Here is a 12,826-nt window from a genome sequence, read left to right on the forward strand (position 1 = left end):
CGGCCGCTTCAGCGGGACGTGGTGGACGACCGCAGGAGGCGGTGGACCTCGCGGGCGGCGGCGCGGCCGGCGCGGTTCGCGCCGATGGTGCTGGCGGACGGGCCGTAGCCGACCAGGTGCAGCCGCGGTTCCGCGACGACCCGGGTGCCGTCCATCCGGATGCCGCCGCCCGGTTCGCGCACGCCCAGCGGTGCCAGGTGGTCCAAGGCGGCGCGGAACCCGGTGGCCCAGAGGATCACGTCCACCTCGACCTCGGTGCCGTCGGCCCACCGCAGGCCGCCGGGCGTGATCCGCTCGAACATCGGGTGCCGGTCGAGCACCCCGGAATCCCGCGCGCGCAGCACCGCCCGCGTCGGCGGCAGCCCGGTCGCGCTCACCACGCTGCCCGGGGGCAGCCCGGCGCGGACCCGGCGGTCCACTTCGGCCACCGCGCGCCGCCCCGCGTCCGGGGTGAACTCGGCGTCGCCGAACACCGGCGGGCGGCGCGTCACCCACGTCGTGGTGGCCACCTCGGCGATCTCGGTGAGCAGTTCCACCGCGGAGATCCCGCCGCCGACCACCGCGACCCGGCGCCCGTGGAACTCCTCGGCGCCGCGGTAGTCCGCGACGTGCAGCTGCCTGCCGGTGAACGACTCCTGGCCGGGGTAGTGCGGTACGAACGGCTTGGTCCACGTCCCGGTCGCGTTGATCACCGCCCGCGCCGCCCAGGTGTCCGCGCCGGATTCCACCAGCAGCCGCTCGTCGGGTCCGCGCCGCACCGACCGCACCTGCACCGGCCGCCGCACCGGCAGCTCGAATTCGTCTTCATACCGGGCGAAGTACTCGGCGAGCACCTCGGAGGCGGGCCGCGCCCCGTCCTTCTCCGCCAGCGCCAGGCCAGGCAGGTCGTGGATCCCGTGCACCCCGCCCAGCCGCAGCGACGGCCAGCGGTGCCGCCACGCGCCGCCCGCGCCGGTGCCCGCGTCCAGCACGACGAACCCGGTCCCGGTGCGCCGCAGGTGGTGCGCGCTGCTCAGCCCGGCCTGCCCGGCCCCGATCACGACCACGTCGACCTCGTGCTCCACACCGGTGGGAACGCCCGCGGCCGCCGCGGACGTCCCTCACCGGCTGTGGTGTCGAACACCCGGGGATTGGTCCGCAAGGGTGCGACGCACACCACCGCGACCCCTCCTTAACGCATCGGAAACGAGGTCCTAGTATCGGGGTGCAAGTGGGTGTTCGGCCCCGAACCTCTTTCGATCGCGAGACCAAGCGCGGGCAAGCGCGTGCGCCCGTTCGCGCGCTCGGAAGACGGGGAGGTCAGCAGAAAGGAGGCAAGGAAAGTGGCAATGGTGTGGGTGGCTCTCGCAATTGAGGCGATCGTGCTGCTGGCGGTGGCAGGCGTGGCGGTCAGGTGGGTGAACAAGCCTGCGCTGAACACTCCCGCTCAGCCCGCTGAGCAGGTCCCGGCGGTGGAACCGACGGGTGCGATGGTCCAGCAACCTGCCTGAACGCGGCGCAACGGGCTTGTCCGGACCGGACAAGCCCTGCGCATGTGCCGACCCTTATCGCCGCACTTTCTCACCGCGTTACACATTGTTCGAGTGAATTGCCGCGCGCTTTATCGTGCCGCTGTCGAATGGCTGTCCCCCGGGACCGCGGAACGGCCCGAGCGGCGTCCGCGGCGGTGAAATCACCTGCACGCGCACCCGGCCTCGGCGGCTCGGGCGACGACGGCTGCCCGCCCGCGACCGATAGGGTGACCGGGACCTCGCCCGACGAACGCGGAAGGCAGCTGTGACCACATCCCGGCAACGGCCCCAGACCGGACGGCCCGCATCGGTGTTCGCGGACTACCGGAAGTTCGCCGCCCGCGCGGCGCGCAAGCCCGGACTGGTGGGGGCGGTGGCGCCGAGCTCGCCGCACCTCGCCCGCGAGATGGCCTCGATCGTTCCCCGCACCGCGTCCGAGACCGGACCGGTCGTCGTGGAACTCGGCCCTGGCACGGGCGCGCTCAGCCGCGCCGTCCGCGACCGGCTGCCCGAAGGCGGCAGGCACCTGGCGATCGAACTCGACAGCGGCATGGTGGAGCACCTGCGCGCCGACCTGCCCTGGCTGGAGGTCGTGCAGGGCGACGCGGCGAAGCTGCGGACCCTGCTGGTGGACCACGGGGTGGACCGGGTCGACGCGGTGATCAGCGGGCTCCCGTGGTCGATCTTCCCCGGCGAGCTGCAGCGCGACATCCTCGCGGAGGTCGGCCAGGTGCTCGTCCCCGGTGGCGCGTTCACCACGTTCGCCTACGTGCACGCGCTCGGCATGTCCGGCGCGCGCGCGTTCCGCAACCGCCTGGACCTCGCCTTCGACGAGGTCCTCACCAGCCGGACGGTGTGGCGCAACGTGCCGCCCGCGCGGATCTACACCTGCCGCCGCCCGATCTCCTGACCGATCCGGACCGGCCCCGACCACCGGAACAGAGCATGTGCAGCGGAGCGTGATCGGTCTACGGTCGCGATGTGGGGACCATTGTGCTGCTGAGGCCGGTGCTCGAAGACGACCTGACCGATCTCGACCGGATGCTCAACACCCGCGAGGCCACCCATCCCTACAACTGGTTCGGCTACCACGGAGCGGGGCATTTCCGGCGCCGCTGGGCGGAATCCGGGCTGCTGGACCGGGACGAGGGCGTGTTGCTGGTCGTCGCCGAGCAGGACCCGCAGCGCCGGCTCGGATTCGTGTCGTGGGCGAAGAACCCGACCGGGCAGACCTCGTACTGCTGGAACATCGGGATCACGCTGCTGCCGGAGGCGCGCGGCCGCGGTCACGGCACCGACGCGCAGCGGCAGCTCGTCGCGTACCTGTTCGCCCACACCCAGGTGAACCGGGTGGAGGCGGGCACCGAGGTGGACAACCTCGCCGAGCAGCGCGCCCTCACCAAGGCCGGGTTCACCCGGGAGGGCGTGCTGCGCGGCTGGTTGTTCCGCGACGGGCGGTGGCGGGACTGCGTGCGCTACAGCGTGCTGCGCGACGAGGTCGTCGGCCGCTGAGTCACTCCAGCTGCTCCTCCAGCCAAGTGGTGTGCACCGGGCCGCTGCGCAGCTTGTCGTTGCCGACCAGCCGCCGGTGCAGCGGGATCGTGCTCGCCACGCCTTCGATGCGGAACTCCCGCAGCGCCTGCTCGGCCCGCGCGTACGCCTGGTCGCGGTCGGCGCCCCAGCAGATCAGCTTCGCGATCATCGAGTCGTAGAACGGGCTGATCCGGTCGCCGCGGGCCAGTCCGGTGTCCACCCGCACGCCCGGGCCGCCGGGCAGGTCGAACGTGGTGACCTCGCCGGGGGACGGGGCGAACCCGCGGTCCGGGTCCTCGGCGTTGATCCGCAGCTCGATGGCCGCGCCGGTGGGCACCAGGTCGTCCTGGGTGAAGGACAGCGGTGTGCCCGCGGCGATGCGCAGCTGCTCGGCGACCAGGTCCACGCCGCTGATCACCTCGGTGATCGGGTGCTCGACCTGGATGCGGGTGTTCATCTCCATGAAGTAGAAGTGCTGGTCCTCGTCGACGAGGAACTCCACGGTCCCGGCGTTGCGGTAGCCGACGTGGCGGGCGAGCCGGACCGCGGCCTCGCCGATGCGCTGCCGGGTCTCCTCGTGCAGGCCCGGCGCCGGGGCCTCCTCCAGCAGCTTCTGCCTGCGCCGCTGCACCGAGCAGTCCCGTTCGAACAGGTGCACCGCGCCGCCGTGGTCGTCGGCCAGCAGCTGCACTTCGACGTGCCGCGGCCGGGCCAGCGCCCGCTCCAGGTAGGACGTGCCGTCGCCGAACGCGGACCGCGCTTCGGCCTGTGCGGCGGGCAGCACGTCGGCCAGCTCGGCCGCCGAGGACACCGGGCGGATGCCGCGCCCACCACCACCCGCGGCGGCCTTGACCAGCACCGGGTAGCCGAGCTGGTCCGCCGCCGCCTGCGCGGCCGCCAGGTCGGTGACCGGCGCGCTGCCCGGGATCACCGGGACGCCGGCGGCCTGCGCGGTGGCGCGCGCGGTCGCCTTGTCGCCCATCAGCTCGATCGCGGAGGGCGGCGGGCCGACCAGCACCAGCCCGGCGTCCTGCACGGCCCGCGCGAACCGCGAGTTCTCCGAGAGGAAGCCGTACCCCGGGTGGATCGCGTCGGCCTGGGTGCTGCGCGCCGCCTCCAGCACCGCCGCCGCGTTCAGGTAGGACTTCGATGCGGGGGAGGCGCCGATGTGCACCGCGTGATCGGCGAGCTGCACCCAGCGGGAGTTCTTGTCGGCGTCGGAGTACACCGCCACCGCCTCGACCCCGGCCGCGTGGCAGGCGCGGATGATGCGGACCGCGATCTCGCCCCGGTTGGCGACGAGGACTCTGCTCGGGCCGGTCATGGTGCCACGACCTCGGCGACGCCTTGACCGGCCTCCACCTCGTCGCCCTCGTCGAGCAGGAACCGGCCGAGGGTGCCCGCCTGTTCGGCCTTCACCTCGCTGAAGGTCTTCATCACCTCGATGAGCGCGATGGTCTGCCCTTCCTGGACCATCGCGCCGACTTCCACGAAGGGTTCCTGGTCCGGCGCGGGACGTCGGTAGAAGACGCCGGGGAGCGCGGCGTTGACGGTCGACATGGTGGCCTCCTCCGTAACTTGGGGGTGCGGGACTAGCTGACGGCGGCGCGGACCTTCTCCAGCCGGATCCCGCGGTCCCGGCGGGCGGCGATCGCGGCGTCGACGTCGACCGAGGTGAACGCCACCCGGTCGCCGGTGCGGGCCTGCGCGATGCGGTCCCGGTCGACGGAGATCACGGTGCCGACGGTGGCGTAGCCGCCGCCGGTGACCGCGTCGCCGAGCAGCACGATCGGTTCGTCCCCGCCGGGAACCTGGACCGAGCCGATGGGGTACCCGAGGTCGACGACGTTCGCCGGGTCGCTGCCCGCGCCGAACGGTGGCTCGCGGTCGACGAAGTCGATGGTGCCGCCGCGCAACCGGTAGCCGACGCGGTCGGCGTCCTTGGTCACCTTCCACTCGGTGTCCACGAAGGACTCCATCGCGGTCTCGGTGAGCCGGTAGGAGCACAGCCCCACCACGAGCCGCAGCTGCGCCGGTCCGCCGAGGGCCGGCCGCAGCCCCGCGGGCACCGAGGTACCGGGGGAGGGCCCGGACACCGGCGGCGAACCCAGCGGCAACCGGTCGTCCGCGCGCAGCGCCCTGCCGTGGAAGCCGCCGATGCCGGTGAGCGTGTAGGTGGAGCGCGAACCCAGGTACTCCGGTACCGCGATCCCACCGCTGACGGCCACGTACGGGCGGGCGCCCGCGGTGAGCATCTCGAAGGACAGGACGTCCCCGGCGCGCACCGCGATCGCCTCCCACAGCGGGACGGGTTCGCCGTTGACGCGGGCCGGGGCGTCGGCGCCGGTGACGGCGATGCGGCGCTCGTCGGTGAACTCCAGCTCCGGCCCGATGTAGGTGGCCTCCAGCGCGGCGGCCCCCTCCGGGTTGCCCACCAGCAGGTTGGCCACGCGGAAGGAGTACTGGTCGAGCGCGCCGGAGGGCGGCATCCCGATGGCGTACCAGCCGTCGCGCCCGGCGTCCTGCACCGTCGTGTACAGCCCTCCGGAGCGCACGATGACCTCGCTCATCACAGCACCTCCAGCAGGTTCCGGTTGAAGCCGTCCGGGTCCGCGAGGAACGCGGTGGGGGAGAACTCGACCTCGGCGGTGCGGTAGCGGAAGGTGCCCGCTTCCACGTCGGCCCGGATGCGGTCGTACTCGGCGCGGTCGATCGCGCGGTAGTGCAGGATGTCGCTCGGTTTCGGGAACGCGATGTGATCGGCGAAATCCGGCAGCGATTGCGCGAGGTCGAACACCGGCGCGGGCGCGATCCCGAAGAGTTGATATCCGCCCGCGCCGCGAACCGGGTAGATCACCGAGAACGCACCGCCGTATCCGAAGGCGCGTTCCGGAGTATCGGTGCGCGGCCGCACGTACTTGGGAACTTCGATCTGCCGTTCGCGCGGGACCATCTGATAGCAGAACGGCAATCCGGGCACGAATCCGAGCATGGTGACGATGAACGGCGCACCGGTGATCGCGTCGATCAGTTCCGGGACGCCGCGGAACCCGTTGATCCGCGCCGCGTAGTCGAGATCGGTGCCGGACGGGTCCTGGTGGTGGTCCCGGAAGCGCAGCAGGGTCTCCCGGGTCCACGGGTCGTCGAAGAGGATCGGCACGTCCACGATCCGGGTCGGCACCACGTGGTCTTCCGGCAGGTCGCCCGCGGTGATCTCCAGCCTGCGCAGCTCGTCGACCAGTTCCGCCGGGTGCAGGCGGTCCGGGTCGAGCCGGACCATGTAGGAGGCGTTGGACGGGCAGATGTCGACGACGCCGTCGATGCCCTGCTCGCGCAGCGCGCCGGTGATCGCCATCGCCTTGAAATTCGCTTCCAGGCTCATTTCCTGATCGAGTTCGACGAAGACGAATTCATCGCCGCCGAACTCGTACCGAGCGGGAGGCAGGTGCGTGGTAGTCGCTGCCATGTCGACCTCCTCAACCGGTTACGGAGGTGATCTGCCGTGGACCAGAGCATGCGCCGAAGTGATTCCCGGCGCAGAACCTGAGCTGAGAACTCGTTGGACGGCACGAAAAAAATCGCACGTTCGGGTCACCATAGCCCGCGCACCACGAAGATCGGTACGCGCGAACGCACGCACCGGAATGGGCCGAAAGGACCCGCGTAGATCGGGAAAGGAACGGCGAGGACAACCGAAAGGAGCACTGCGCGGTCCGGGGGCGTGCGGGAACATGGCTCTGACCATCGGCGCGCGGCCGGGGATCACCGCAGGGCACACCCCGTCGGGTCGCGGTCGGCAGCTGCGGGAGGTGGGTCCGGTGCAGGAACTGGTGGATCTCAACGCGGACGCGGGGGAGAGCTTCGGCCGGTGGAAGCTCGGTGACGACGAACGGGTGATCCCGTTGGTCACGTCGGTGAACATCGCCTGCGGCTGGCACGCGGGCGACCCGGCGACGATGCGGGAGTCGCTGCGCATCGCACGCGACGCGGGCGTGGCCGCAGGCGCGCACCCCGGATTCCCCGACCTGACCGGGTTCGGGCGGCGCGCGCTCGCGCTGAGCCCGCGGGAGGCGGCGGACGCGTGCCTGTACCAGTTCGGCGCGCTGCGGGCGCTGGCCGACGAGCTGGGCGTGCCGATCACCCACGTGAAGCCGCACGGCGCGTTCTACGGGCTCACCTCGCGGGAACCGGACGTGGCCGCGGCGGTCGGCGAGGCCGTCGCCGCCGCGGCGCCGGGCGTGCCGGTGGTGCTGCTGGCCGGTGCGACCGCCGACCGGGTGGCCGAACGGGGCGTGCCGGTGGTGCGGGAGGCGTTCGCCGACCTGGACTACGACGAGACCGGGCGGATCATCATCGAACCGAACCCGGTCGCGAAGGATCCGCTGGCCTGCGCGGAGCAGGCGCTGGCGGTGCTGCGCGGCTCGGTGACCTCGGTGCGCGGCACCGACGTCCCGGTGGCGGCCGACTCGATCTGCCTGCACGGCGACCGCCCGAACGCGGTGGAGGTGGCGCGCGCGGTGCGGGACGCGCTGAGCGCGGCGGGCGTGCGGCTCGCCCCGATGCGGGACGTCCTGGCGGCGCGGGGAACCGGTGCGGCCCCCGCGATGGGGAAGGCGGCGACCGCACCGGCGTGATCGGGGCCGGACCGGACGAGGTGCTCCGGCCCGGCACCCGGGTCAGTTCACGGGCAGCAGCTCCTCGCGCAGCGCGACACGGTTGTCGGTGAAGTGGTCGCCCTCCGGGCTGAACGGCGCCACCTCGTCCGGCACGCAGTCGGCGACGAGCAGCGTGTCGTCGCTGCGCTCGTCCGGCCCGGCGGCGATCATCGGCGTGCCGTCCGGCGCCCACACCCCGGAGTTGCCGCGGTACTGCCACTGCCCGCGCTCCGAGGTCTCCCAGCCGCGCCGGTTCACGTACGCCACGAACACCCGCCACACCGAGGCCATCGCCGGGATGATGTGCTCGGTCGCGTCCGGGTACGGCACCTGGGTGGGGTTGCCGTCGTGCAGCGTGAAGTGGTGGTCGGCGGCGGTCGGACCCACCACGAGCCGAGCCCCGCGGCCCACCAGGCTCTGGTAGAGCGGCGGGAACTCGCACTCGTAGCAGTTGAGCAGGCCCACCGGGAACTGGTTCACCTTCACCACCGGCGGCAGCTCGGTGCCCGCCGTGAAGTTGATCCGCTCCGCCGCCCCGTACAGGTGGGTCTTGCGGTAGTTCGCGGCCAGTTCACCGCCGAGGACCAGCGCGATGGAGTCGTGCACGGTGCCCGCGTCCCGGTCGAGCTCCACGTAGGGCACCACGATCCCCACGTCGTGCGCGGCCGAGAGCTCCCGGGCGGCCTGCACGGCGGTGCCGTCCGAAGGCTGGGCGAGGGCGCGGGCTTCGGCGGCGCCGAGCGAGTAGCCGGTGGTGTAGCACTCGGGGAAGGCGCACAGCTGGGCCTGGTAGCGGGCGGCGACCTCGACGACCTCCCGCATCCGGGAGAGGTTCGCGGTCACCGCTTCCGGGGTGCCCACCGGGTTCTCGCCTTGGAACAGCGCGAGGCGCACGCCGGTGCCGGGCTGCGGGGGTTCGGGCTTGGTGAGCTTGCTGGCGATGCGGATGGGGCGCAACGGTTCGTCCTCTCTGCAGGGGTGGGGAACGGGTTTCACGCGGGGGTGGCGATGGCGCCGGACAGGTAGCCGCGCACCGCGTCGAGCAGGTCCTCGGCGTGCCGCGCGGTGAGTTCGGTGCGCACCACGATGCGCAGCACGTCGGTCTGCTGGCGGTCCGGTGGCAGCGAGTAGACCGGGACCGACCAGCCGTGCGTGCCCAGGTGCGCGGCCAGCTCCCGCAACGTCCAGCGGTGCGCGCCTTCGCGCTGGGCCAGCACGACGACGGGGAGTTCGCGGCCGTCGCCGAGCACCTGGAACGGGCCCATGCCGCCGAGCGCGTCGGCCAGCGCGGTGGCGGTGGCGCGGCTGCGGGCGTGCAGCTCGCGGAAGCCGTCGAAGCCGAGCCGCAGGAAGTTGTAGTACTGCAGCACCACCGGCGCCGCCGAGCGGGAGAAGCTCAGCTCGTGGTTGGCGCGCGTGCTGCCCAGGTAGTTCGTGTCGAAGCTGAGCCAGTTCGTGCGCGCCTCAGGGTCCCGCCACACGATCCACCCGAGCCCGGCCGGGACCATGCCGTACTTGTGCCCCGACGCGTTGATCGAGTGCACCCGCGGCAGCCGGAAGTCCCACGCCAGCCCCGGATCCAGGAAGGGCGCGATGAAACCGCCGGAGGCGGCGTCCACGTGGATCGGAACGTCCACACCGGACTCCGCCGCGAGATCGTCGAGGGCGGCGGCTATCTCGGCGATCGGCTCGTAGCTGCCGTCGATCGTGGACCCCAGGATGCTGACCACGCCGATGGTGTCCTCGTCGCAGCGTTCCGCCGCCTGCTGCGCGGTCAGGTGCAGCCGGTCCTGCTGCGCGGGGGCGATGCGCGGCTCCACCTCCCAGTAGCGGCAGAACTTGTGCCAGCACACGTGCGCGTTCGAGCCCAGCACCAGGTTCGGCTTCCGCCCGCCGGTGTCCCCGCGGTGCCGCCACCGCCGCAGCAGCGAGGTGCCGGCCAGCAGCGCGGCCTCGCTGGACCCGGTGGTGGCGGTGCCGACGGCGGTGGACAGGTCCGCGTTCCACAGCCCCGCCAGGGTCTGCACGCAGTGCCGCTCCAGCTCGGTGGCGCCCGGGTACTGGTCCCGGTCGATGAGGTTGTACGGCAGGTAGTCGCTGAAGAGCCGTTCGGCCTCCGGTTCGACGGAGCTGGTCAGGAACGTGGCCAGGTTCGACGCCGGGGCGATGTCCTCCCGGAGCTTGATCCGGACCGCGTTGGCCGCCGCCGAGGCGGTCCAGCCCTTGCTGGGCATCGCTCCCGGCGGTCGCGCGGTCGTCGTGGGTGGTGCGCTCGCCCGGCTTGCCGCCTGCGGACACGACATGGCGAAGACCTCCTTGAGGGGGACTGCGACGTGGTTTCACTGGGGGCTGCGAACTCAGGTGGCCTCGCAGCCGAGTGCAGCGGGAGGGATTGGGACGTGCGACGTTTCGAAACCTAGGCCCCGCTCGGCGGCGGCAAACATGGTCACAAAGGCCTGCTCCGCCGGACCTGGTCCTCCGAATGGCACCTCCGCGGTCGCTCGAACGTGTCCTTGATTGCGGCATCCGGGGGAAATCGGTGGCCGGTCGGTCACTTCTGCGGGGGCTCCTGACGACATAGCCAGTGGAGGCAGCGACCGGTCCGGTGCAGGTGGGAAGGCCTTGCCCGGTGGTGAAGCGTCGGCCTGCGACGGTGCTCGAAGAAGACCTGGTCATGGCGGTGGTGCGCCGCGATGTCCCGGTCCTGCGCCGGAACGATCTCGCGTCGTCCGGGGCACCCGTGTGCCCGGTGGCGCGGCCGATGTCACCGAACCTGTGGGAGTCACCTGATGGCCAGTTCGTACCGGCGAGCCTTGGACACCGCGATCACCGCGATGATGCGGGAGGCGATCGAGCACTCCGCGGCGCTGGAGCAGGTGCTCGGGCAGGTGAACCAGCTGGTGACCCTGCGGGTGCGCCTGGGTCACAACGGGCTCGTCGCGGGCGAGGTCTACCGGGACGCGCTGCAGCGCGCGGCCGGCGCCGGGGTCGGCGGCGAGCCGCGCTCGCAGGCGGCACCGCTGCTGCAGCGGCTCACCCCGCGCGAGCACGAAGTGCTGGGGCACCTGGTCCGCGGCAGCTCCAACCGGCAGATCGCCCGGTCGCTGGGCATCTCCGAGCGGACCGTGAAGAACCACCTGCGGGCCGTGTTCACCAAGCTGGAGGTCGCCGACCGCACCTCCGCCGCCGTCAAGGCGCTCACCGCGGGCCGCGCACCGGACGAGCAGGGCGGCGGAGAACCGGGCCCCGTCGAAATCCCCCAGCAGAGCGCGGTGCACCGCGGTTGAACGACCGCGCCCGATCAGCGGGTGCGGGCCACCCCGAACGCGACGATCTTCTACTCTGCCGGACATGCCCGCGCTGAGTCCCAGGTCGATCCTCGAAGGCCGCAGCAGCGACCGCGTCCCGCTCCCGTTCATCATCGGGTTGATCGGGTGCGGCCTGTGCACGCTGCTGGCGGTCGCCTACTACCTGCTCACCGGCGGCGTGCTCAGCACGGTGCTGAGCGGGTTGCTGGCGTTGCCGACGGTGGTGGTGCTGGTGGCGCTGGTGCTGCTGATGGACCGGCTGGAACCGGAACCGCGGGTGAACCTGCTGCTCGCGTTCGCGTGGGGCGCCGGAGTCGCCATCGTCGGCTCGTTCCTGGTGAACACGCTCGGCGGGTCGCTGCTGCACCCGGTGTACGGGCCGGAACTGGGCCGGGTGCTGACCGCCTCGGTGATCGCGCCGGTGGTGGAGGAGAGCTTCAAGGGCTTCTTCCTGCTGCTGATGCTGTGGTTCCGCCGGTTCGAGATCGACGGGCCGACCGACGGGCTGGTGTACGCGGGGCTGTGCGCGCTCGGCTTCGCGTTCGTGGAGAACGTCCTCTACTACCAGACCGGGTTGCTGGAGAACGGGTCCGCGGTGGCGGGCACGGTGCTGGTGCGCGGGGTGATCGCGCCGCTGGGGCACCCGATCTACACGGCGATGACCGGGCTCGGCGTGGCCTACGCGGCGCGCAGCAGGGGAGCAGGTCGCGGGTTCGCCGTGGTCGGCGGCTGGGTGGCGGCGGTGCTGCTGCACGCGCTGTGGAACTTCTCCTCGACGTTCGGCTACGGCGGGTTGGCGCTGGCGTACCTGGTGGAGCTCGGCGTGCTGGTGGCGCTGGTCCTGGTCGTGATCCGGGACCGGCAGCGGCTCATCGGGCTGATCGGCACCCACCTGCCGCCCTACATCCCGAGCGGGCTGGTGCACGACGTGGACGTGCGGATGCTGGCGACGATGAACGGGCGCAGGCGGGCGCGCACTTGGGCGCGGATGCAGGCGGGCCTGCCCGGGGCGCGGGCGATGGCGGACTACCAGCTGGCGGCCACGGAACTCGCGCTGCTGCACGACCACGCGACGCGGGCGACGATCCCGGTGGAGCTGTTCCACTCGCGGCGGGACGCGATCCTCGGGCTGATGCGGGTGGCGCGGAACGCGTTCTTCCAGCGCCGGCCGCTGCCGCAGGTGGCGCCGCCGCCGTGGGCCGGGGCGCACCAGTCCGGCTTCTTCCGCACGTCGGAGCTGGCGACGACGCGGATGCCGGTGTACCGGCCCGCCCCGACGCCGCCTCCGCCGCCGCCCGGGCCGCTCGCGGCCTTGCGCACGCGGAAGATGCGGACGGTGGCGTCCGGCGGACGGCCGGGTGCGGGGGCGGGAGGTTCGCCGCAGCCTTCGGATCCGGAGGGGCGGACCGCTCGGTACTCGAACCCGCTGCGGCCGAGCACCCCGCGATCGGCCCCGCGGCGGGCGAACCCGCGGTCGGCGAGCTCCCAGCGGTCGACTCCGCAGCAGCCGAGCTCGCCATCGCCGAACTCGCAGCCGACGAACCCCCAGCAGTCGAGTACGCAGCCGCCGAGCTCGCAGTCGCCGAGCTCGCAGTCGCCGAACCCCCAGCAGTCGAGTCCGCAGTCGCCGAGCTCGCAGTCGCCGAACCCCCAGCAGTCGAGTCCGCAGCCGCCGAGTCCGCAGCAGTCGAACCCGCAGCAGCCGGTCGCGCAGAAACCCGGTCCGCGGCGGCAGAACCCCCGGCAGCCCGGCGACCGGCGACCCGGACCCCAGCAGGGCCCGCCGGGACCACCGACCCCGCCGCCGAACCACCCGCCC

At 72.5% G+C, this 12,826-nt stretch carries 13 protein-coding genes; 6 read left to right on the forward strand and 7 right to left on the reverse strand.

All coding sequences use genetic code 11. The features are described 5' to 3' along the window. Nucleotides 1-8: 8 nt before the first annotated feature. A complete protein-coding gene (locus LCD35_RS08595; protein ID WP_224959106.1) occupies nucleotides 9-1,064 on the reverse strand; it encodes an NAD(P)-binding domain-containing protein in 1,056 nt (351 codons plus the stop codon). Nucleotides 1,065-1,214: 150 nt separating this feature from the next. Here LCD35_RS08595 and LCD35_RS08600 point away from each other — a divergent pair, with 150 nt between their 5' ends. The 3 genes from LCD35_RS08600 (at nucleotide 1,215) to LCD35_RS08610 (ending at nucleotide 3,023) form a co-directional block, all read left to right on the forward strand. Continuing rightward, a complete protein-coding gene (locus tag LCD35_RS08600) occupies nucleotides 1,215-1,490 on the forward strand; it encodes a hypothetical protein (RefSeq protein WP_224959105.1) in 276 nt (91 codons plus the stop codon). Between the two features lie 286 nt (nucleotides 1,491-1,776). After that, complete coding sequence (locus LCD35_RS08605) at nucleotides 1,777-2,421, forward strand: methyltransferase domain-containing protein (protein ID WP_224959104.1); 645 nt, start codon at nucleotides 1,777-1,779, stop codon at nucleotides 2,419-2,421. 71 nt (nucleotides 2,422-2,492) lie between these two features. Further along, entirely contained in the window at nucleotides 2,493-3,023 is a 531-nt protein-coding gene (locus LCD35_RS08610) for a GNAT family N-acetyltransferase (protein ID WP_224959103.1), read from the forward strand. 1 nt (nucleotide 3,024) lies between these two features. Here the strand turns inward: LCD35_RS08610 and LCD35_RS08615 are convergent, their stop codons facing one another. The 4 genes from LCD35_RS08615 to LCD35_RS08630 are packed head-to-tail and all read right to left on the reverse strand — an operon-like array spanning nucleotide 3,025 to nucleotide 6,510. After that, nucleotides 3,025-4,368, reverse strand: coding sequence for an acetyl/propionyl/methylcrotonyl-CoA carboxylase subunit alpha (locus LCD35_RS08615; protein WP_224959102.1), 1,344 nt, complete (start codon nucleotides 4,366-4,368; stop codon nucleotides 3,025-3,027). Continuing rightward, nucleotides 4,365-4,604: an acetyl-CoA carboxylase gene (locus LCD35_RS08620; protein ID WP_224959101.1), complete on the reverse strand. Its 240-nt coding sequence runs from the start codon at nucleotides 4,602-4,604 to the stop codon at nucleotides 4,365-4,367. The genes LCD35_RS08615 and LCD35_RS08620 overlap by 4 nt, the downstream gene beginning before the upstream one ends. Before the next feature lie 32 nt (nucleotides 4,605-4,636). After that, nucleotides 4,637-5,614 carry a biotin-dependent carboxyltransferase family protein gene (locus LCD35_RS08625; protein WP_224959099.1) on the reverse strand — a complete coding sequence of 326 codons (978 nt, stop codon included), beginning with the start codon at nucleotides 5,612-5,614 and terminating at the stop codon, nucleotides 4,637-4,639. Further along, the gene (locus LCD35_RS08630; protein ID WP_224959097.1) at nucleotides 5,614-6,510 is read right to left on the reverse strand and encodes an allophanate hydrolase subunit 1; all 897 of its coding nucleotides are present in this window, start codon (nucleotides 6,508-6,510) and stop codon (nucleotides 5,614-5,616) included. Before LCD35_RS08630 ends, LCD35_RS08625 begins: the two co-directional genes overlap by 1 nt. Before the next feature lie 265 nt (nucleotides 6,511-6,775). Between LCD35_RS08630 and LCD35_RS08635 the strand changes: the two genes are divergently transcribed. After that, nucleotides 6,776-7,678: a LamB/YcsF family protein gene (locus tag LCD35_RS08635; protein ID WP_224966527.1), complete on the forward strand. Its 903-nt coding sequence runs from the start codon at nucleotides 6,776-6,778 to the stop codon at nucleotides 7,676-7,678. A gap of 42 nt (nucleotides 7,679-7,720) precedes the next feature. Here LCD35_RS08635 and LCD35_RS08640 read toward each other — a convergent pair whose 3' ends face one another. Both LCD35_RS08640 and LCD35_RS08645 read right to left on the reverse strand, forming a co-directional pair. Further along, nucleotides 7,721-8,656, reverse strand: a complete 936-nt coding sequence (locus tag LCD35_RS08640) for a nitrilase-related carbon-nitrogen hydrolase (RefSeq protein WP_224959095.1) — start codon at nucleotides 8,654-8,656, stop codon at nucleotides 7,721-7,723. A gap of 35 nt (nucleotides 8,657-8,691) precedes the next feature. After that, a complete protein-coding gene (locus LCD35_RS08645; protein WP_224959094.1) occupies nucleotides 8,692-9,933 on the reverse strand; it encodes a glutamate decarboxylase in 1,242 nt (413 codons plus the stop codon). Nucleotides 9,934-10,488: 555 nt separating this feature from the next. Between LCD35_RS08645 and LCD35_RS08650 the strand changes: the two genes are divergently transcribed. Continuing rightward, complete coding sequence (locus tag LCD35_RS08650) at nucleotides 10,489-10,986, forward strand: LuxR C-terminal-related transcriptional regulator (protein WP_224959093.1); 498 nt, start codon at nucleotides 10,489-10,491, stop codon at nucleotides 10,984-10,986. A gap of 64 nt (nucleotides 10,987-11,050) precedes the next feature. Further along, nucleotides 11,051-12,826, forward strand: a 1,776-nt coding sequence (locus tag LCD35_RS08655) for a PrsW family intramembrane metalloprotease (protein WP_225044016.1), incomplete at its 3' end; no start/stop codon positions are given.

Source organism: Saccharopolyspora sp. 6V, from assembly GCF_020176785.1.
Lineage (GTDB): Bacteria > Actinomycetota > Actinomycetes > Mycobacteriales > Pseudonocardiaceae > Saccharopolyspora_C > Saccharopolyspora_C gregorii.